The organism is Phyllobacterium bourgognense (assembly GCF_003337575.1).
Classification (GTDB): domain Bacteria; phylum Pseudomonadota; class Alphaproteobacteria; order Rhizobiales; family Rhizobiaceae; genus Phyllobacterium; species Phyllobacterium bourgognense.
Genome location: NZ_QPJM01000017.1, coordinates 27,918 through 50,325, shown reverse-complemented (window position 1 = coordinate 50,325; position 22,408 = coordinate 27,918). Strand labels below are relative to the sequence as shown.

11 protein-coding genes and 2 pseudogenes are annotated in these 22,408 nt (G+C 56.7%); 8 read left to right on the top strand and 5 right to left on the bottom strand.

Annotated elements, in window-relative coordinates; translation table 11 throughout:
- Positions 1-41 precede the first annotated feature (41 nt).
- Positions 42-932 carry an MBL fold metallo-hydrolase gene (locus C7476_RS22325; RefSeq protein ID WP_114432058.1) on the bottom strand — a complete coding sequence of 297 codons (891 nt, stop codon included), beginning with the start codon at positions 930-932 and terminating at the stop codon, positions 42-44.
- 489 nt (positions 933-1,421) lie between these two features.
- Here C7476_RS22325 and C7476_RS22320 point away from each other — a divergent pair.
- The 7 genes and pseudogenes from C7476_RS22320 to C7476_RS22295 all read left to right on the top strand — a co-directional run.
- Positions 1,422-5,945, top strand: a pseudogene (locus C7476_RS22320) (hypothetical protein); the annotation flags it as partial.
- A 120-nt stretch (positions 5,946-6,065) separates the two neighbouring features.
- Positions 6,066-6,319: pseudogene (locus C7476_RS29545) on the top strand (YadA-like family protein); the annotation flags it as partial.
- A gap of 17 nt (positions 6,320-6,336) precedes the next feature.
- The gene (locus tag C7476_RS22315; RefSeq protein WP_425374022.1) at positions 6,337-6,912 is read left to right on the top strand and encodes an invasion associated locus B family protein; all 576 of its coding nucleotides are present in this window, start codon (positions 6,337-6,339) and stop codon (positions 6,910-6,912) included.
- 136 nt (positions 6,913-7,048) lie between these two features.
- Entirely contained in the window at positions 7,049-8,587 is a 1,539-nt protein-coding gene (locus tag C7476_RS22310; protein ID WP_114432056.1) for a Do family serine endopeptidase, read from the top strand.
- A 159-nt stretch (positions 8,588-8,746) separates the two neighbouring features.
- Positions 8,747-9,436, top strand: a complete 690-nt coding sequence (locus C7476_RS22305; protein ID WP_114432055.1) for a response regulator transcription factor — start codon at positions 8,747-8,749, stop codon at positions 9,434-9,436.
- Positions 9,433-10,833 (top strand): sensor histidine kinase, encoded by a 1,401-nt coding sequence (locus tag C7476_RS22300; RefSeq protein WP_114432054.1) that lies wholly within the window; start codon positions 9,433-9,435, stop codon positions 10,831-10,833. The genes C7476_RS22305 and C7476_RS22300 overlap by 4 nt, the downstream gene beginning before the upstream one ends.
- Positions 10,830-13,790, top strand: coding sequence for a bifunctional [glutamine synthetase] adenylyltransferase/[glutamine synthetase]-adenylyl-L-tyrosine phosphorylase (locus tag C7476_RS22295; protein WP_114432053.1), 2,961 nt, complete (start codon positions 10,830-10,832; stop codon positions 13,788-13,790). The genes C7476_RS22300 and C7476_RS22295 overlap by 4 nt, the downstream gene beginning before the upstream one ends.
- A gap of 41 nt (positions 13,791-13,831) precedes the next feature.
- On the opposite strand, the gene C7476_RS22290 is transcribed toward C7476_RS22295, so the two are convergent.
- The 3 genes from C7476_RS22290 to pepN form a co-directional block, all read right to left on the bottom strand.
- Positions 13,832-14,581 (bottom strand): cupin domain-containing protein, encoded by a 750-nt coding sequence (locus C7476_RS22290; RefSeq protein ID WP_114432052.1) that lies wholly within the window; start codon positions 14,579-14,581, stop codon positions 13,832-13,834.
- A 94-nt stretch (positions 14,582-14,675) separates the two neighbouring features.
- Positions 14,676-16,994: a PAS domain-containing sensor histidine kinase gene (locus C7476_RS22285; protein ID WP_114432051.1), complete on the bottom strand. Its 2,319-nt coding sequence runs from the start codon at positions 16,992-16,994 to the stop codon at positions 14,676-14,678.
- Between the two features lie 251 nt (positions 16,995-17,245).
- A complete protein-coding gene (gene pepN, locus C7476_RS22280) occupies positions 17,246-19,891 on the bottom strand; it encodes an aminopeptidase N (protein WP_114432050.1) in 2,646 nt (881 codons plus the stop codon).
- A gap of 262 nt (positions 19,892-20,153) precedes the next feature.
- Between pepN and C7476_RS22275 the strand changes: the two genes are divergently transcribed.
- Entirely contained in the window at positions 20,154-21,068 is a 915-nt protein-coding gene (locus tag C7476_RS22275) for a DMT family transporter (protein ID WP_245426484.1), read from the top strand.
- Between the two features lie 2 nt (positions 21,069-21,070).
- On the opposite strand, the gene C7476_RS22270 is transcribed toward C7476_RS22275, so the two are convergent.
- Complete coding sequence (locus tag C7476_RS22270; protein WP_114432048.1) at positions 21,071-22,318, bottom strand: MFS transporter; 1,248 nt, start codon at positions 22,316-22,318, stop codon at positions 21,071-21,073.
- Between the last annotated feature and the right edge of the window lie 90 nt (positions 22,319-22,408).

The window sequence follows — 22,408 nt, the reverse complement described above, 5'->3', positions numbered from 1 at the left end:
GTTATCCCACCAGTCGGGCAGGAGCTCTCAAATTCCGGGTATCAGGCTTCTTCGAAGCCCTTCAAGACCACACTGACATTGCGCGCGTGAACGGATTCGTAGGCCGCGTAGTAGCTGATCGCGCCCGAGGCGAAATCCTCTGCTGCGAAGGTACGGAGATCCTGTTTCGCCAGTTCCGGTTCATGGCGTAGGCGCAGTAACTTGGTTACGTAATTGCGTGTGGCCGCGATCAATTCCGGTCCGTAACCGCCCGCAATGATCATGTCCTCCGCACCATGATTTGGCAGGATTTTGTCGATATCCCAAGTCGCCATGCGCTCCAGATCGCGCAAATGATGTTCCAGCCGTTTCGGCTCGGCGACGTAGGTAATCGGCTCTTCGAGCGCATCGCCGGCCAGCATCAGCTTGCGCTGCGGCAGGATCAGCATCGTCCCGTCATGACTGTGAATGTCGACATGGCGCAGCTCGATATCGATATCGCCGACCTTCAAATTCAGCTCTTTCTCAAAGGTGCTATTCGGCATGATAAGCGGTTTGATTGGCGGATTATCGTTCTTCAGCCGCTCGCGATTGCTGCGCATTGCCTGAGCGGTCAACCCATTGGCGATGATCTCGCAGTCAGCAAAGACCTCGTTCCCGGCAATGTGATCCACGTGCCAATGGCTGAGCACTACCCGGATGTTGCTGGCCCCGGCATCTTCCAGCGTCTTGCGGATAATCTTCGCGTGTGGAAGCGAAATGCTGGTGTCGTAGACTAGCGCTTCATCGCCCGACACGATCGCGTAGGTACAAACGCCCAGCGAATAGGCGCCGTCGTCAAGCCAGTTGGGGGCTTCGGAATAGGCCCGCGCGCCGTCAATCCTTCCGTCATAGAAGGCGTAAATTCCCTCATAGGGACAATGTATGCGCATGGTCGAACCGAGCGGGGGCATAGGTAACCTCGAGTGGTGGAACCGGAATTGACCATGTCTGAGCGATTTATCGCTGCGCGTCAATGTCCGCGGACTGCGGTCCAAACCGGCATTTTTTGGCCGACGGAGGGCAATTGCGGAGCGAGTCGCCGGCTGCCGATTCTCGCAGAGCGAAAGGTTGCACATCTCGCCACTACACAACCCATAGCTGTTAATTCCTTCAAAAGCCTTATGCTAAAGTATAACAAGGTAAACAAAAAGTAAAAAAAACAACATTTCTGAAATTTTTGGCATTGCAAATGCTTTCCGCAGCAACTAGCGAAAAAAACATACAACAAGTTGGGAGCAAAATCGACGGATTTGGTTACCTTGGTTGTGGCGGTATGCGACGGGCATCTGTGGGTTGAGCCCGAGCAAATATTGAATGATGTAACGCGAGCGTCTCGGCTCGCGGTGGGACGATTATTGTCAAATTATACTAACGGTTTCTTTTAATGGGGATATTTATCTATGTATACGAAAGAAAATCCGAAAAATAAGCGTCATATTGGTCGAGCAGGACGCACCAACAATTTCGCGAAAAGTTGGCTGCCAGGCGCGAGCGGAAGCCGCTCGGTGCGCCGCCGCGTCCATGCGATCCTGCGCAATGCCTGCCGCGCGCTGGGCTTGAAGCGCGGCAAGGGCCTCGGTATGCTGGGTGTTGGCAATCAGGTTACAGGCGCTGCAGTGATCGCCGCCATGCTGACGGGATTTGCTCCGCAGGCTAGTGCTGACGGAAATGGAATTTTTATTAATGATAACAGTGACACAAAGTGCCAGCATGTTGCTGTCGAAGATCCGGGCTGGAAGATCCCCTTCATTTCTGACGCATTGGGATATCTAGGCCAGTGGCTCAGCTTCGAAGTGAAAAACGGCGCTATAGAGAATCCTGTCCGCTGCGCTCCGTGGGGGCGTGACGCGCAAGTGGAAAAGGATGTCGTCGGGGAAACTGGCGACTTGGCTTACAAAGCCGGTGATATTGTAAAAAACACAAAGGAGAGCCAGACAAACAGGGTACTCTTTTACGGAAGCGACAGTATTCCTGGAGCAGATTCCCTCTCATTGGGGGGAGAGCTTTACGTCAATAGCGGAAAAATCGGCCTCGGGGGAGGCAACATAGATGGCGCCATGGTCATCGGCAATCCCACCGTGTCTACCCGGGATGCGGCAGGCAATCTCGTCAAGAAGAACCGTATCCTTGCTGCGGGTGAAACGTTCGCCCTGAAGTCTAACGGCACAAATGTGGTTCAGCGTTATAAGAAGATCGGCGACAATTACGTTGCCAACGATCAAGGCGATTATGTTTACAATAATGGTAAAGTGCCATTTAACGCTTTAGATTCGTCGACATGGGATGGAAAGAAGGAGCTTGGCTACGAACTGGACACCAAGGTGGAGTATGCCGAGTCAAAGACTGGCACGACTGCCACTGGGCAGAATGCCATGGCTTTCGGCAACAATGCCATAGCCAAGGGTGAAAACGCGGTGGCGTTTGGTCCTGGCGCGCAGTCGTTGCATGCCAATTCTGTCGCCTTGGGTGCCGGTTCGGTCACCAGCGGGGCCAATCAGGTCAGTGTCGGCGCGCCGGGCAAGGAGCGGACGATAGCCAATATTGCCCCTGGAAAAATTGCAAAGGGCAGCACGGATGCCGTCAATGGCGGGCAAATCTTTGATTTATCAGGCCTCGGTGGCGGCAATGGCCTCGTCCAGCAGGATGCGGTGACGAAGGACCTTAGCGTTGGCAAGGATACCGGCGGCAAGGCGCTCGACGTGAAAGGCAGCGAGGGAACGCGCTTGATCCGCGGCGTGACAGCTGGCGATCTCAGGAAGGGCTCAGATGAAGTTGCAACCGCCGGTCAGGTATTCGACACCAATGAAACCGTCGGGAAAATCGGAACCCAGGTTACCAACAACACCACCAAAATTGAAAAATTCGAGAATGGCACGATCGGCCTCGTCCAGCAGGCGGATGCCAAGGCGGCTGTCACTGTCGCCAAAGGTACGGGCGGAAAGACGGTCAATATCGCCGGCACGGATGGTTTGCGTACGATCGATGGTCTGCACGGCGGTGAACTGACCAAGGGGGCAACCCAAGCGGCTACGACCGGGCAGGTGTTCGACACCAATGAAACGGTTGAGAATATTGACAAGCGCGTTGTCGAAAACACCAACAACATCAGTACCATCAACACTTCGGTCAAGAATATCGAGAGCGGCGCTACCGGTCTGGTAAAACACGATGCTGCCGGCAAAAAGATCACCGTTGCTGCCGACAAGGACGTGGCGACTGTCGATATCTCCGGCCTGAACGGGCAGACCCGCTTGATGACCGGCCTGAAGGACGCCACGCTTGCTGCTGGCTCGCATGATGCTGTAACCGGCGGTCAGCTCTTCACCACCAATGAAAACGTGAGGAAGAACAGCGAAACTATCATCACGCACACGACGGCCATTAATGGCCTGGATGGCAAGATCGCCGGTCTGAAGGGCGATTCCTTGCAATGGGACGCCACGGCAGGTGCATTCAGTGCCAAACACGGTACTGCCGCAGTCAACAGGATCACCAATGTTGCTTCCGGCGCTTTGACGGCCAAATCGAGCGATGCGGTCAATGGTTCTCAGCTCTTTACAGTCAAGGGCGATATCACAACGATCAACACGGCCGTCACCAATCTCAACAATGGCACGACCGGTCTCGTAAAATACGATTCTGCCGGCAAAAAGATCACTGTTGCTGCCGACAAGGATGCGACGACTATCGATCTTTCCGGTCCGAACGGGCAGACCCGCTTGGTAACCGGGTTGACGAATGGCATTGGCGCCAGCGACGCTGCAACTTTCGGTCAGCTCAAAGGTGCCAGCCAGTCCGTCGCCACTGCACTGGGCGGGGGTGTTAGCGTCAACGTGGATGGAAGTATTACTGCTCCTTCATTCAGGATTCAGAACACGGAAAAGACGAGCGTAGGCGATGCCTTCACGGCCCTTGATACACAGGTGACGACAAACACAACCGATATTTCGACTTTAACCGAAAATATTGGCAATGGTGCGCTGGGCCTGGTGCAGCAGTCAGAAAAAGGCAAGGATCTGACCGTTGGAAAAGACACTGATGGAGAAGTTGTAGATTTCCGTGGAGCGATCGTAGGCGATTCCAGGCTCACCAGAAAACTTACCGGCCTTTCCGAGGGAGCGTTCAGCAACAAGTCCCAGGATGCGGTTACCGGCGCACAATTATGGTTGCAGGGCGCAGGAGTTGCGCGTGCCTTGGGTGGCAACGCCGGTTTCAATGAATTCGGTCGAATGGTTTTACCGACCTACACTCTGTCTTCCATCGCAGCCGATGGAACGACAGCGGAAGCGGCCTATGTCGGTGTCGAGCCGGCTCTCAAGAGTTTGGACGCCAACGTAAAGGGGATCAATACAAGGGTTCTGGAGAACACACAGAATATCAACAGCATCAACACCACGATCAATGAGCTAAACACGGGAACGGCCGGCCTTGTCCAGCAGGCCGATGAGAATGCTGTTGTCACCGTGGCCAAGGACAGTCTTGGCAATGCAATGGATGTGTCCGGCAAGGGTGGCCGATTGCGTAAGGTGACAGGCGTTGCCGAAGGTGTCGTGAGCGACAAGTCGACAGATGCGCTGACCGGTTCGCAACTGTTCAAGACCAATTCGAGTATCACGGCAGCCCTTGGGGGCGGGGCGAAATTGAACCCGGACGGAACTATCGCCGGCCCGACTTACAAGATCCAGGGGCAGGACAAATCGAATGTTGGCGACGCCTTTGCGACACTCGATGGTCAGGTGACGAGGAATACGGAAAATATCACCACCGTCACGACCAATGTCGGTAACATTACTAAGGAAATCAGTCTTCTCAGCACCGATTCTCTGAAGTGGAATGCCGAGAAGGATGCGTTCAGTGCTCAGCGTGGAACAGGAGCAGCAGCCAAGGCAAGCCGCATCACGGATGTGGCCGATGGAACGAATGATACGGATGCAATCAATCTCAAGCAGCTGAAAAGCCGTTTGCAGACAGCCGGGACGGATGCGCTCAACGGCGTTGGCGATAATGCGGTTCGGTACGCCTGGGACGACAAGAACAAGAATGGCGTTGTCGATGACGGTGAATTGACGACCGCCGAACTCAAGCTGAAGGGCAGCAAGGACGCGAGCGGCAAGGACATTGGTACAAAACTAGGCAACGTTGGCGACGGTGAAATTTCGGCAACATCCTTGCAAGCGGTCAATGGCAGCCAGCTTAATACAACCAACAATGCCATAATCGGCGCTCTTGGAGGTGGGTCAACATTCATAAACGGCGTATTCAATGCGCCGAACTACGCCCTCGATACCCATGACACGGGCGGCAAAAGCTCGACCGTAAATATCAACAATGTCGGTGACGCGCTTGCTGCCTTGAACGGCAATGACAAGGTCTTCAATGACCGCTTCGCCGGTGTCGATAACCGCTTGGCCAGCCTTGACAAAAAAGTGGATTATCTCGACAGGCACACCCTGCAGTCTGACAAGGACGGTAACTTCAGTGCTCACCCGGCAATCAGTGGCCTCAACAAAACTCCTGTTGCAAAGTTGACTGGTACTGGCAGTCCGGCATCTTCTCCGAACACGCTGGCCGACACGGTAACGCTCAGGTCCGCGGATATAGCAGCGCCAACGGCTTCTGGTGGCGGTACCCTGAAGGTGACAGGTCTCAAGGACGGTGAAGTCAGCGAAACATCGACGGACGCGGTTACTGGCGCACAGCTGAATACCACCAACAAGAAGCTCGATGGTTTGGGCGATGCTGCGGTGAAGATGGTCGTTGGGCCAAATGGCGAGAAGACCAACGTGCTAAAACTGGAGGGCGGTGATCCGAATGCACCGGTTCTCATCAAGAATGTTGCCGACGCCAGAGATGGTACTGATGGGGTCAACAAGAACCAGCTTGACGGTGTGGAGAACAAGTTTGTCGAACAAACCAATACGATCAATGAACAGGTCAGGACAATCAGGACGGAAATACAGACTGCTTCAACGACCACATTGGATGAGGCAAATAGCCATACCAATAGAAAGTTTAACGATGCAAAGGACTACACCGACAAGCAGTTCAACAAGCTGAGTTCGGATATCGGCGTGGCACGCAAGGAAGCCCATCAGGCCGCCGCTATCGGACTTGCCGCTGCATCGCTGCGCTATGACGATACGCCCGGCAAGATCAGTGTCGCCACGGAGGTCAGGCAGCCATGGCCTTCGGTGCTGGCTACACCAGCGAAAGCGGCAAGGTTCGTGCCAACGTCTCGGGCGCCTTCAGTGGTGAGGGTGTCGGCGTCGGTGCAGGTGTCAGCTTCACGCTCAATTAAAGCAGAACGAGAATACCGTGACCAGTCGAGCTACAAAATCGCTGCTCTTGATAACTTGCCTGTCCCTGTCCGGTGGTTCCTCAGCCATCGGACAGGAGCCGTCGTCCCCTGCATTTACCATCAAGCCGTCGGAGGTGGCTATCCCCGAAGGTGCAGAACTCGGTCGCTATCGCCGCACGATCCAGCCCTTCGAAAATTGGGAATTGCGGTGCGATGAAAATCTCAAGGCCAAGAAGAAGATTTGCAATATCACACAGACAATTCTGGACGGGCAGGGGCAGTTCGCCTTCAGCTGGTCGCTGGCGGCCACTGAAAATGGCAAACCGCTGATGATCTTGCGCACGCGCTCTGAACTGGGCGAGGGCAAGCCAGTAACCTTGAGCTTCCCCAGCCGGAAAGAGCCGGTGGCAGTCGAGACCAATGGCTGCGATTCCAACGTCTGCGTGACGTATTTACCGGTCGGTCCAGTCTTGCGTGAGCAGATCGCGAAAGAGGCAAACGTGCAGGTATCCTACAGTGCCACTGGAGAAACGACGCTCGTCTTCGAGGCGCCTTTGAAGGGCCTATCGGCAGCGCTTGCCGCAATAAAGTGATTGAGTGAAGCTGCCCAGTTTCCATAGAACCTTACAAATTTGTCATAATGCGGAAATAGCGACGTAACCTTCCTATCTGTATCACTGGTATTACAAGACGATCCAAGATCGATCAGATGTCCAAGGAGATACATTCATGCCGAATATTCGTAAGTCCTCTGTTTACCGCACCGGCATTGCCGCCGCCCTGCTGTCCTCAGCTCTCGTCGGGGGCCTCCTGGCGACCGGACCGCTTAGCGCCATTGTCCCTGCGCAGGCTGAGGCTGTGCGTGTAGATGCTCCCCAGCAGCCCGGCTTCGCCGATGTTGTCGAAAAGGTCAGCCCCGCCGTCGTCAGCGTTCGCGTCAAGAGCGCCATCCATGACACAGCTGACGACAACACGGGTTTTCCCGGGATGGATCAGCTTCCCGATGACAATCCCATGAAGCGTTTCTTCTTTGAATTTGGCCAGGGCCAGGGTCAGCAGGGCAAACGTGGCATGGAACAGCGTAAGTCGCAGCGCGAGCAAAACCGCCCGGACCGCATTCGCCCGACCGCACAGGGTTCCGGCTTCTTCATCTCTGAAGACGGCTATCTCGTAACCAACAATCACGTGGTTGAAGATGGCTCGGCATATACTGTCGTCCTCAATGACGGCACGGAGCTTGATGCCAAGTTGATTGGCAAGGACAAGCGTACTGATCTTGCTGTTCTCAAAGTCGATGACAAGCGCAAATTCACCTATGTAACCTTCGGTGACGACAACCAGATCCGCGTCGGACAGTGGGTCGTTGCTGTTGGTAATCCGTTCGGCCTTGGCGGCACGGTGACGGCTGGTATCGTCTCGGCCCGCGGCCGCGATATCGGTGCAGGTCCTTATGACGACTTCCTGCAGATCGACGCTGCCGTCAACCGCGGCAATTCCGGCGGCCCGGCTTTCAATCTGAACGGTGAAGTGGTCGGCATCAATACGGCGATCTTCTCGCCCTCGGGTGGCAGTGTTGGTATTGCGTTTGCCATCCCGGCGACGACCGCCAAGAATGTTGTCGATCAGCTGATCAAGACCGGCTCGGTTTCGCGTGGTTGGATCGGTGTCCAGATACAGCCCGTCAGCAAGGAAATCGCCGAATCTCTTGGCCTTTCTGAAGAAAAAGGCGCACTTGTTGCCGAGCCTCAGGCCGATGGTCCTGCAGCCAAAGCCGGTGTCGCCGCCGGCGATGTGATCACCGCAGTCAATGGTGACAAGGTCTCTGATCCCCGTGATCTGGCCAAGAAGATTGCGGCAATCAGCGCCGGCAAGGATGCCGAGCTTACAGTCTGGCGCAAGGGCGAGGCGAAGTCGATCAACGTCGCGATCAAGCCATACCCGCAGGATGACCAGCAGGCCAATGCTGCTCCGCAGCAGGAAGAACAGGCAAAGCCTTCGGCTCTCGACGACTACGGCCTGACAGTCATGCCATCCGACGATGGCAAGGGCGTTGTGGTGACGGATATCGACCGCCAGGGCGATGCTGCCGACAAGGGTATCACGACAGGCGATATCATCGTCTCGGTCAACAACAAGCCGGTGAAGACCGGTGCGGAAATTGAAACTGCGATTGCAGATGCATCGAAGACCGGGCGCAAGGCCGTTCTGCTCCAGGTGCAGACCAACGATCAGTCGCGGTTTGTGGCTCTGCCTATCAACCAGGGTTGATCCACACGAGATAAGGGTTGCGGCGGCGCTGCATCCCCCACCCCGTCAGCGCCAAAGCACAATAGGGCGGCAGATCCTTCGATAACTCTGTCGCCCGCTTTTTCTTTCTGCGATGTGCGATACTTCACTCATTCACCAAAACCGGCTTAATGTACTGCCATGAAGATTCTTGTGATCGAAGATGACCGCGAAGCGGCCCGTTATCTGGAGAAGGCTTTCGCCGAAGCGGGGCATTCGGCGGATATCGCTGGCGATGGCGAAACCGGCTATGCGCTGGCGGAGCAGGGAACTTACGACGCCCTTGTCGTTGATCGCATGCTACCGCGTCGCGATGGCCTATCCGTGGTCGCGGCCCTGCGCGCGCAGGGCAATGATACGCCGGCCCTGATCCTTTCTGCTCTCGGTCAGGTCGATGATCGTGTCACCGGCCTCAGGGCGGGCGGCGACGATTACCTTACCAAACCTTATGCCTTCTCGGAGCTGTTGGCCCGCATCGAAGTCCTGCAAAGGCGATCGAGCCCGAAAGAGGCGGAAACGGTCTATCGCGTTGGCGATCTCGAACTCGACCGTCTGTCGCATACCGCCAAGCGGGCCGGTCAGGTCATCATTCTCCAGCCACGCGAATTCCGTCTGCTCGAATATCTGATGCGCCATTCCGGACAGGTCGTCACGCGAACAATGCTGTTGGAGCATGTCTGGGATTATCATTTCGATCCGCAGACCAATGTCATCGATGTGCATGTCTCGCGCTTGCGCGGCAAGATCGAAAAGGGCTTCGAAACGCCCCTACTGCACACGGTACGGGGAGCCGGCTATATGCTCAAGGCGACTGCCGGAACCAATGCATGAGCCGTTTCCGTGCCATGATGAAAATGACAGCCGTGCGGCTGTCAGCACTTTACCTCATACTATTCACGATCTGTGCGCTGGTGCTGGTGTTCTATATCACCAGCTCTTCCGTCAAGCTTTTGACGACGCAGACGGAGACGGCCGTAAATGAAGAGATCGAGAGTATCGGTCAGGTCTACCAACGAGGCGGTATTGTCGGTCTCGTGCGAACGATTGACCGCCGCGGGCGTCAGCCGGGCGCTTACCTCTATCTCGTAACGGACCCCGCAGGTCGCATAGTCGCCGGTAATGTCCAGAGTATCGAGGTCGGCGTTCTGCAGACAGAGGGCTGGATAGAGCGCCCCATTACCTATGAACGTTACAATGAGAGTAGCGATCCGCAAGTCCACACGGCGATCGCCAGGGTCATCGTCATGCCGAATGGCATCAGGGTGATGGTGGGCCGGGATCTGGGCGAGCCCGAACAAGTCCGGCTCGTCGTGCGCCGCGCGCTCATGGCCGCTCTCGGCATCATGGGCGTCGGTGCATTCCTGATATGGTTCTTCGTTGGGCGGCGTGCGCTGCAGCGCATTGACGAGGTATCGGTCGCTTCGCAACGCATCATGGGCGGCGATCTGGCCGGGCGACTTCCCGTGAGCGGATCCGGAGATGAGTTTGACCGCCTGTCGGAAAATCTCAACGGGATGCTGGCGCGCATTCAGGAATTGAACGAGGGTGTCAGACACGTTTCCGACAACATCGCTCATGATCTGAAGACGCCGCTGACGCGTATGCACAATCGTGCTGAATCTGCGCTTTCGAGCGCCAGGACGACGAAGGCCTATCGCGCCGCCATGGAAGGCATGATCAGCGACTCCGATCAGCTGATCCGCACGTTCAATGCAATTCTGATGATCTCGCGCCTCGAATCCGGCTATTCGACCGAGACGATGGAGCCGATTGCGCTATCGACAATTGTCGAAGACGTTTTCGAGTTATACGAGCCGTCGGCCGAGGAGGCGGGCGTCAAGTTTGCACTCGGACCGATCGACGAAACGCCTGTCAAGGCAAACCGCGAGCTGATCGGCCAGACGATTTCCAATCTCGTCGACAACGCCATTAAATATGCCAGCGTCAGCGATAATCCGATTGAAGTAACGCTGTCAGTGGAAAAGCACGACGACAAGATCAAGGTCATCGTTGCCGACAATGGTCCAGGAATTCCGGCAGATCAGGTGGCTCGGGCCACAGAACGCTTTGTTCGTCTGGAGGAAAGCCGTTCGCAACCGGGATCCGGGCTGGGCTTGAGTCTTGCCAAGGCCGTCATGAAATTGCACGGTGGCACATTGGAATTGACTGACAATGCGCCGGGGCTGCGGGCCGTCCTCGTTTTTCCGGTGGGAGAGGAGAATGCATGACTTCCGGAGCGCCAGGCGCTGACGCACCTTTCTTTGCGCAGGTCTTGCGTGAGCTGGAACCACTGGACAAGCAGAATGCCGAAGCTTTGCTCAGTGACCTCCTCACGCGCGCCTCGGAAAAGGAATGTGCCGGCGTCGGCACATTGACAGCCAACAAGCCTGCGGCCGCCTTTGTTGCAGCTGTCCTTGACCTCTCCCCCTATCTGCGCGCTATTCTGATGCGTCGCCCGCAAATCATCGAACCGCTGTTCGAAATGTCCTTGGCCAAACGCCTTGAAGCGCTGGTGCTGGAAATTGCGGCAACCAGCGAGGGCGACGATGTGAGCGAAGCCGGGCTGATGACTGCGCTTCGACAAGCAAAGCTCAAGGGCCATGTGCTCATCGCATTGGGCGATCTGTCCGGTCAGTTTACGACGTCCGAGTCGACATTCTGGCTGTCGCGGCTAGCTGAAGAATGTATCGGTGCAGCCGTGCGGTTCCTGCTGCGTGACGCGCACGAGGCCGGCAAGCTCAGCCTTTCTGATCTAAAGCATCCGGACAAGGACTCCGGCTGGATCATTCTGGCGATGGGAAAGTTTGGCGCTTTTGAGCTGAATTATTCCTCGGATATCGACTTGATCGTCTTCATCGATGAACAGAGTCCGGCGATCACTGATCCCTATGAATGCGTCGAGACATTCTCGCGACTGACCCGCCGTCTGGTGCGCATCATGCAGGATCGCACCGCCGATGGGTATGTGTTTCGCACTGATTTACGGTTGCGGCCGGATCCGGGCTCAACACCGTTGGCCATCCCCGTCGTTGCCGCGCTCAACTACTATGAAGGTCGCGGTCAAAACTGGGAACGCGCAGCCATGATCAAGGCGCGGCCGGTCGCAGGCGACATCGAGGCGGGAAAGCGATTCGTGGCAGAGCTTGCGCCCTACGTCTGGCGCAAATATCTCGACTATGCCGCAATTGCCGATGTTCACTCCATCAAGCGGCAGATCCATGCGCACAAGGGGCACGGCGAGATCGCCGTGCGCGGTCACAATGTGAAACTCGGACGCGGCGGCATTCGCGAGATCGAGTTTTTTGTGCAAACTCAGCAATTGATCGCCGGCGGCCGCTTCCCGCAACTGCGCGGTTCGCGCACCGTCGATATGCTGGATGCGCTGCATGGTCTTGGCTGGATCAGCGAGGAGGCACGCGACATGCTGGCACAGAAATATAGCTTCCTCCGTGACGTCGAGCACCGTATCCAGATGATTGCGGACGAGCAAACGCACATGCTGCCGGAGGACGACGAGAACTTTCTGCGGGTGGCCCACATGATGGGTTACAAGGATGGCGAGACCTTTGCAGAAGATTTTAGAACAGCGCTGAAGTCTGTCGAAACCCATTACGCCGCCCTTTTCGAGCAGGCGCAAGACCTGACGGCAGAGGCGGGCAATCTCGTGTTCACCGGTGATGTGGACGATCCCGATACGTTGAAGACGCTAGCGAAATTTGGCTTTGAGCGGCCGAGCGATATCTGTCGGGTGATCCGCACATGGCATTTCGGGCGCTACCGCGCGACGCAGTCGGCGGAGGCACGCGAGCGTCTGACCGAATTGACGCCGGTGCTGCTGAAGGCTTTCGGCGCAACCAGTCGCGCCGACGAGGCTTTGATGCGTTTCGACGGTATGATCAAGGGCCTGCCGGCCGGTATCCAGCTGTTCAGCCTGTTGCAATCCAATCCGCGCCTGCTCGACCTTCTGGTGCTGATCATGGGTGCCGCGCCGCGCCTCGCCGACATCATTACCCGCAAGCCGCATATTTTTGACGGCATGCTCGATCCGGCGATCTTTGCCGATGTGCCGACGCGTGCCTATCTCGCCGAACGACTGGAGAGTTTCCTCGGCCCTTGCAAAGTCTATGAAGATATTCTTGATCGCCTGCGTATTTTTGCGGCCGAGCATCGCTTTCTCATCGGCATCCGGCTGTTGACCGGCGCGATCAGCGGTGGACGGGCCGGCAAGGCCTTCTCGCACCTGGCCGATCTCGTCATCGACAGAGCCCTTAAGGCCGTCATCGACGAATTTGCCAGCAAACATGGCAGGATCAGCGGCGGGCGCATCGCGATCCTTGGTATGGGGAAACTTGGCAGCCGCGAACTGACGGCGGGGTCCGATGTCGATCTCATCCTGCTCTATGACCATGATGAGCATGCCGAGGAGTCGGACGGGGAGAAGGGGCTCGCCCCTTCTCAGTACTATATGCGCCTGACCCAGCGACTGATCGCGGCACTGTCCGCGCCAACGTCGGAAGGGGTGCTTTACGAGGTCGACTTTCGCTTGCGCCCGTCCGGCAACAAAGGGCCGGTCGCAACGCATATTGATGCGTTTCGCAAGTATCAGCTAAATGACGCATGGACGTGGGAGCATATGGCGCTGACGCGCGCGCGGCCGGTTGCCGGGGACGAAACGTTGTTTGCTGAAATCGAACAGGACGTCAGCGATATCCTGGCCATGCCATGCGATCCCGTGAAGATCGCCAAGGATGTCGTGGAAATGCGCGCGATGATCGAGGCAGAGAAGCCGCCGAGCGATGCGTGGGATTTGAAGCTTGTTGCCGGCGGTATCATTGATATCGAATTCATTGCCCAGTTTGCCGTGCTGACGGGAAATGTTGACGGGCCAGCGAATGCGCAGCCCACCGCGGAGGTCCTGGAGAAGCTGAAACCGGACTTCGCCGATCCGGCCGTGACTGACAAACTCGTCGAAGCGGCTCATCTCTATACCGGCATCACCCAGATCATTCGCTTGTGCCTGAACGGTGACGTTAAGCGCGAGGATTTTCCGCCCGGTCTATCCGAATTGTTGTGCCGCGCCTGTGATCTGCCCGATCTCCAACGTGTCGAAACCTATCTGAACGAAACGGCTCGGTCAGTTCGAAAGACCTTCGACAGCCTGTTCAAGAGCATGCGGAAATCATAGTGCCGCGCAGGCGCGGGCAGGCTATGGTCGATCCGGCGCAACTACTCAAGCTCGCTGATCTGCAGAACAGCCATTCTCGCCGGCGCCTCGCCGGCGTTGCCGACCATTTCAGTCACACCGGCGGCAAGCAGAAAGCCTTCGCCGGGCTGCAGCGTCCGCGTGTCCCCGCTGGACTTCAGCGTCAACGGACCTTCAATCGCCGCAATGTAGGATGGACCGTTTTCGTTCAAAACTGTGTCGCTGGCTCCCGAGGGCAGGGTCTTGATGTCCTGCTTCACCTTGAAGGGGCGTTCGGTCACCTTCTGATTTCGAAATATCACCTTGAACGGATTTGATGAAGCGACGTTGACGATCATACTTGTTGGAGCGCCCAAGGCGGTGCAGATATCGCGGAAAGGCGCGCCGGCTCGCATGACATGTGTCGAGAGATAGTGCATGTCGCCGCCATCCGTGTTTCCACCTGTATGGACGGTAAGATCGGGCACCAACAGAGTTTCGTTCGTCGGAACTTTCGTGGTGGTACCGCCTTTTTCCGCTATCCACCAAAATCCGGTGCCTTTGATCGTGGTCACGCACTCGATACCATCATGAACATGGGTCGGAAACAGACCGTTCCCTTTTACAGCGGTGATCTCATACCACACGTCCCAATCGCCCGAGATGGGTACCTCTACGTCACAAGTTCCTTCGGTAATATTCGTTGGCGTAACCTGCTGTGCTTTCAAAGAGGCTGGCGGTGGTATGGCAGCAGCACAAGTCAACAGCAGAAGGCATGAGAATTTCTTCAACATGACAGTTCTCCCCGAGACATAAAGGAAAACTATACAGTATTTACTAGTCATTTCATAGTTAAAAGTGAATAAGATTTTAGGTCCGTATTAAAAACTACAATGATTTTGTCGGTATCCGTACGGAGACAATAGTACCAACTCCTTCGGTAGAACGTATCTTCAATGCTCCACCATGTAGTTGGGTCAACGAACGAGAAATGGCGAGGCCCAATCCAGAACCTGCGTGGGATTTTGTGAATTGATTCTCAACTTGTTCAAAGGGTTGGCCGATCTTCTTCAGCGCGTCTTTGGGAATACCGCAACCTGTATCTTCGATGGTGAAAACAAGCGCACCCGATACTTTCCGCGCGCGAACGGAGATACGCCCGCCCGTATCGGTGAATTTCACTGCATTCGACAACAAATTGATCAATATCTGTTTTATGGCACGGCGGTCGGCATTGAGCGTGACACTTTCCGCGATCCTGGTCTCGACCTTCACGTCCTTTTCCTGTGCCTGCAGTGACACGACGCGCACGGTCTCGCGGATAAGCGGGCAAAGATCGATCTCCTCGCGATCCAGCGAGAAATGCCCGGCCTCGATCTTTGACATGTCAAGTATGTCGTTGATGACGTTCAAAAGGTAGTTGCCGCTGGTATGTATGTCGTGGACATATTCCACGTAGCGGTCGGAGCCGAGCGCGCCAAACGTTCCAGAATGCATGATTTCCGAGAAGCCGATGATGGCATTAAGTGGCGTGCGCAATTCGTGTGACATGTTGGCGAGAAATTCTGATTTCGCCCGGTTTGCCGCTTCTGCACGCTCCTTCTCGACAGCATATTTGCTGTTGAGTTCGGTAAGCTCCAGCGTACGTTCGATCTCGGATTTGCGCGCAAGGCTCAGGTCGTGAATGGTCGCCATCAAGCGGCGCTCGCTATCCACCAATCGTTCTTCGTGCACTTTCAACTGGGTGATATCGGTACCCACAGACACGAGGCCCCCGTCCTGCGTGCGGCGCTCATTGACCTGTAGCCAACGGCCATCTGCCAACTGCCGCTCGAACGTCAGCGCGCCATTGCGACCGTGTTCATTGGCCATGCGCTTTTCCAGGGCGACAGCGCGGATCCGTGGCTCGAGCTCCTCGCGGCCGATACCTGGCAGCAGACACTCATTGGCGAGCCCTGAATATTCGTTGAACTTGCTGTTCGACATGACCAGGCGGTTATCCGCATCCCACAAAACGAAGGTCTCCGAGATGCTTTCGATCGCCTCACGGATACGCTGATCGGCCTGTGCTGTCGCCTGAACGAAACGGTGCTGTTCGCTGACATCGACGGCGACGCCGACGAGATGCAGATCCCCGACATTTGCATCCGCAACCTGCGCTCGCACCCGCATCCATACCCAATGACCTTCCGCATGACGCATGCGGAACACGCGGTCCAATTGGCTTGTTTCGCCGGCTGCCACCTGCGCCGCAAGACTATACAGCTTGTCATCGTCCGGATGGATGATCGACGATATGTCGCCGAGGGAAAGAATGGCGTCATAAGCCTCGTAGCCGAGCATCTCATACATGGAGCGCGACCAGTAGACCCGCCCGCGCGCCATGTCCCAGTCCCACAGCCCACAGCGGCCGCGCGCCAGTGCCGTGTCCACTCGTGCTTGTGTATGTTGGTAGAGCTCGTCCGCATCCTGCGCGCGAGCCGCCTGGCTGAAATACGCGTAGAGCACGATAAGCATGATCATTGCCGTGCCGGCGAACATCGTAACGTTGATCGAGACGACACGACGCCAGTCGGCGAAGACTGCGTCGACAGGGTGCATGACAAAGACTGAATAAGCGCCATTGCCCGACCGGCTAAAGGCGGCGAGGGCAGGTGTGCCTTCAACTTTTACCGCCATTGCGCCGGCCCGGTCCCCAAAGAGGAAAAGCGGTTGCCCTTCGGTGACGAAGCGCTCGAGATTCTTGTTGCGCCAATAGTCACCACCATCGGATGAGACCACGATGTTCGCTTCATCATTCGCGATTGCGAACCACATGCCCGATGGGATCAGATCGTTGGCGCGGATTTCGCCGATGATGTTCTGCAGGTCACCCGGGCTCAGTTTTTGGCCGCCATTCATGCGATTGTCGATGACGCTCGCCACATGGGTTGCCGCCATGGACAAGGCTGCGCGGGCTGTGCGCTCCGTGTCGTCACGCCAGCCGAGAAGTGACATGGAGCGCGCGAGCGCAAGTGCGAGCAGGAAGATAATGATGAGAGGCGGAATAGCACGGCGCAGATAGGGCTCGGCGGCAAGCAGCTTGCCATAGGCGGGATCGGCGAGAAGTTTTATGTGACCCGAAAGCCGGTTGCGCCCCCGCGCATCGTTCCGGCTTTTGGCATAATTCTTCCCCGTCGGCGCGCGATACGCGTCCGCATTTGCCATTGAATGGCCCCCTCATTTTAGCTTTGTATCAGTGATTTGCTTCGGCACGCCGCACATCCGAAGCACCTGTAGTGAATCAAAACTGATTCTGCGTGTCTAGTCCCTTTGTTAAATATTTATCAATACTTGTGGCGAGCCAAAACTACAATCAAACGACGAGTCATAACTCCTTGAAATGACTCAAGATACCCTCGGGCGATGCCCGAGGACGATGAACAAACAGGGCGGTGGATAACCCGCAGACGCCCTCTCTAGGCCAGAGTCCGCTCGACAATGTCCCGCACGTCGGCCGAAAGTCCCGTCTCTCTGGCGATGTTCGCCAGCGATTCACGCGCATGCTCCCGCCGTACGGGTTCGAAGGATCGCCACGAGCGCATCGCCGTCAGAAGCCGTGCGGCAAGCTGCGGGTTCTTTTTGTCGATGGTCAGGATTGTCTCGGCGAAGAACTTGTAGCCGGCGCCGTCGGCGCGATTGAAGCCCGTCTGATTACCGCTGGAAAACGCGCCGATCAAAGCCCGGGTGCGATTGGGATTGTCGAGCGAAAACAGTTTGTGGGTCATCAACTCGCGCACCTTGTCCAGCGCTCCATTTCCCGGCTGCATCGCCTGCACCACGAACCATTTGTCCATGACGAGCGGATCATTGCCGAAACGCGCCTCGAAGGCCTGCAGTGCATGATTTGTCGCATCACTGTCGCCAAAGCGCTGGACGAGCACACCAAGCGCAGCAGCCCGATCTGTCATATTGTCGGCGTTTTTGAACTGCGTCGCGGCCCGCTTCGAACTACTCTCGGCGACGCTCAGATAATCGAGTAGCACGTTGCGCAGCGCTCTGCGACCTGCTCCGGCCGCGTCCGGCTTGAACGAGCCCACCCGCGCGAGCTCGCTATAAGTTTGCGCGAACTTCCCTGCATGTGCTTCGGCCACGGCGCTGATCAATGCATCGCGGCTGCCAAGAATGGCATCCGGGTCAATATTCGCGCCAAGTTCACGCGCAATGTCGCTTTCGGACGGGATGCTAAGGCACAGCGCCCGAAACGCCTCATCCAGCGTTACATTAAACGCGATCTCGCCGAGGAGCTTGATCGACGAGTTCTCGATTGTCGCCGGCTTGCCGCCGCGGACGCGTTTGGCATTGCTCGTCAGCTTGGCGTTGAGCAGTTGGGTAAGGGCTTGCCAGCGCGTCACCTCATCGCCGTCGTTGCGGGCGAGGAAGGCGAGGTCCGTCCGGGTCAATTCGCTGGTAAGCGTCACCGGTGCCGAAAAGCCGCGCAGCAGTGAAGGGACCGGGCGTTCCGGGATACCGGAAAAGCTGAAGCGCTCCTTGCGCTTGCGCAGATGGATGACGTCGTCCTTGACCAGACCGCCCTTCGCCGAGCGCGGCTTAAGCTCCCGACCTTTTGCACCAAGCAGCGCAAACTGCACGGGGATGTGCATCGGCTTTTTCGAAGTCTGGCCCGGTGTGGGCTTCAGCGACTGTTCGATCTCGATTTCGAAGGTCTTGGTTGCCTGATCATAGTCGTAGGTGATCGCGAGATTGGGAGTCCCGGCCTGGTCGTACCAGAGCGCAAACTGGCTGAGATCTTCGCCCGACGCATCCTCGAAGACCTTGATGAAATCCTCGATCGTCGCGGCATCGCCATCATGGCGCTCGAAATAGAGGTCCATGCCCTTGCGGAAGAGTTCCGGCCCGAGAATGGTACGGATCATACGCACGACCTCGGAACCTTTTTCATAGACGGTCGAGGTGTAGAAATTGTTGATCTCGCGGAACTGGCGCGGACGCACCGGGTGGGCGAGCGGCCCGGCATCTTCCGGAAACTGATGCGCCTTGAGGCCTTTCACCTCGGCGATGCGCTTGACGGCGCGCGAACGCATGTCGGCGGAAAACTCATGGTCGCGGTAAACGGTCAGCCCTTCCTTCAGGCAAAGCTGGAACCAGTCGCGGCAAGTGATTCTGTTTCCTGTCCAATTGTGGAAATATTCGTGAGCGATCACCGCTTCGATTCCGGCATAATCCGTATCGGTCGCGGTGTCCGGGTCGGCCAGCACGTACTTGTCGTTAAAGACGTTGAGCCCCTTGTTTTCCATAGCGCCCATGTTGAAATCCGAGACCGCGACGACGTTGAACACGTCGAGATCATATTCACGGCCGAAGACATCCTCATCCCATTTCATTGAACGCTTCAGCGCATCCATGGCATAAAGCGCCCGGGGCTCCTTGCCGTGCTCGACATAGATGCCGAGATCGACATGACGTCCCGAAGCGGTTGTGAAGGTATCAGTGATCACACCAAGATCGCCGGCGACGAGCGCGAACAGATAGGCTGGCTTCGGATGCGGGTCGTGCCAGACGGCAAAATGCCGGCCGTTGGTAAGTTTGCCCTTATCTTTGGGGTTGCCATTCGACAGTAGCAATGGCGCTTCGTTGCGTTCGGCTTCGATACGCACCGTGTAGACAGAGAGCATGTCGGGCCGGTCGAGAAAATAGGTGATGCGGCGAAAACCTTCCGCCTCGCACTGGGTGCAATAAACGTCGCTCGACCGATATAGCCCGGTCAATTGCCGATTGGTGGTCGGGTTGATCTCCGTGGTTATTTCGAGCGTGAAAGCGCCATTTTCCGGCAAGCCGCGAATTTCGAGACGATCCGGCGTTGCTATGTACGCATTGTCGCCGAGAACGGCGCCGTCGAGGCGGATATCAACCAGCTTGAGGTCGTCGCCGTCCAGAATGAGAGGAGCGTCGGATGCAACACCCGCCCTGCGCTCGATCTGCAGTGTGGATTTGACGACTGTGCGCTCGGGATGGAGACTGAAATCGAGGTGGGTTTCGGGAATGAGAAAATCGGTGGGCTTGTAATCTTCCAGATGAAAAACCTGGCCGGTATCGGTACGCATCGTCTAACTGTCCTTATTGATGGCGGGGACCCTATCGATCTTTCTTGTGGGGCACAACAAATGCCGATTTGTTTGGTTCACAAACGCAACGTGAATGATTGCCCACTGGTATGGCCGCTTAAACCATCCTAAAGATATATCAGTCTACAATCCTTACCGCTGCTTCAACTACTCTCCTCAAGGAATTCCAGTCGTGTCCACTATCGTTCACCCGCGAGATGGTGAACCACTTGTCGCAGAGCGTGCGCGCAGCACCAATGTCATGCTGGGAATTGGCCTCAAGGTCGCTTCGGTCTGCGTATTCGTCTGCATGTCGAGCCTCTTGAAAGCGTCGGAGGGTATTCCAGCAGGTCAGCTGGTATTCTTCCGCTCCTTCTTCGCGATTTTTCCGGTCATTGCCTTCATTGCTTGGCAGGGGCAGATGGCTGTGGCGTTCAAAACCAGCGAGCCCTTCAGCCATTTCTGGCGCGGCTTCGTCGGCGTGAGTGCCATGAGTCTCAGCTTTTATGGTCTGACCAAGCTTCCCCTGCCTGAGTCCATCGCAATCAGTTACGCGACCCCACTGCTGACCGTCGTATGCAGTGCAATTTTCCTGCGCGAAACGGTGCGGCTCTATCGCTGGTCGGCAGTGTGCTTCGGTCTCGTCGGCGTTGTCATCATCCTTTGGCCGCGTATGTCGTTCTTTACCGGGGAAACAGAATTTGGCGCGGATCAGGCTATCGGCGCGTTGGCTACATTGGGCGGTGCAGGACTTGCTGCTATTGCCATGCTGCTCGTGCGCAAGCTGGTGCAGACGGAGCGTACACCAACCATCGTCGTCTACTTTTCGATCGCCTCAAGCGTCATTGCGCTGGTCAGCCTTCCGTTTGGCTGGGTCTGGCCGACTGCCTTTCAGGCGACCTGTCTGATCCTCGCCGGGATTGCGGGCGGCGTTGCGCAAATTCTGCTGACCGAAAGCTACCGCCACGCCGACATGTCGGCGATCGCTCCATTCGAATATACGTCCATGTTGCTGGGTCTTGCCCTCGGCTATCTGCTCTTCGGTGACATCCCGACAGCGGAGATGATCACCGGAGCAGCAATCGTAATCAGTGCCGGCATCTTCATCATATACCGTGAGCATCGGCTCGGCCTCGCCCGGGCTCGCGCTCGCAAGGTCTCGACGCCGCAGGGATGACCCTACTCTTCCTGTGCCGCCTCGCTCAGCGGGTGCAACTGGAAAGTCTCAGGCGTCTGCGGCCGGTCATGCGGGCGAATGGCGAAATCGGGACGCTCTGAAGGCGCTTGCGACGCACGGCGAAGGCTGCGCCAGAACGCATAGGAGCCATAGGCCGCATAGCTGATTGCCATTGTGACAAAGAAACCAGAAGGGCCATTCAGATCCATCAATCGCCCGGCGATCTGTGGGCCGATCATGCTGCCGACGCCATAAACGATGAGCAGTCCGCTGGAAATCTTGACGAACTCACTGGGCTCGGCGAAGTCGTTGGCATGCGCTACATTGAGCGAATAGATCGGAAACAGCACCGTCCCGAAGACAAACATCAACGTGTAGACCACCCACGGCGTAGTGGGCTGGACCATGATCATCGTCAGGGATATCGCGACACCGCCGATCCCGGCTACGACCATCACGTAGCGCCTGTCGACGAAATCCGAGAAACGGCCGATCGGATACTGGAAAATTGCGCCGCCGATCATCGAACTCGCGATCATCGTCGCAATGCCGAACGTCGACAGGCCGATCTCGCGGCCATAGATCGCCGACAGGAAGTTCCACGCACCGGCGATGATCCCGGCCAGTAGCGAACCAATCAACGCGGCGGGTGACTTCCGGTAGAGTCCGGGAAGGTCCAGTGATACCTGCGTCAGCGGACGTGGTGACTGCGCATTTGAAAGACCTGTCGGCACCAGAGCGCCAGCATAGATCAACGCCCCGATCATGAACAAGGCCGGTGTCGCGGGGTCGCCGAACGGCAAAATATACTGGCCAACGAGAAGTCCGAGCATGGAAACGATCATGTAGATCGAAAACACCATGCCGCGTGTCGAATTGGTGACGCGCTCGTTCAGCCAGCTTTCGATCACCATGTAACTGCCGGCCAATGAAAAACCGGCCAGCGCCCGAAACAGCGTCCAGGCCCAGGGATCGATGATCAGACCGTGCATCAGCATCGACATGCTGAGGAGCGTCAAAAGTACAGCAAAGACGCGGACATGACCGACACGCCGCACGAGGCGCGGAACGATGATGCAGCCGCAGGTAAATGCCAGCGCATAACCGGTTCCTAGCCAACCGATGGTAGTCGGCGACCAGCCTTCCATGCCCGCGCGCAAGGGGAGCAGGATTCCCGCCAGGCCCCCTGCCGTCAGCATCAAAAAGGTGCTGGTCAATAATGCCGCGATCGGCAAGAGCTGGCGAAACATATATGTATCCTGCGCTTCAATGCCTGAAACTACAGGTTTCAGTGCTCATGCAAGCGAAAGATTACGACACTGGGATTCCAGTTTTGCGCC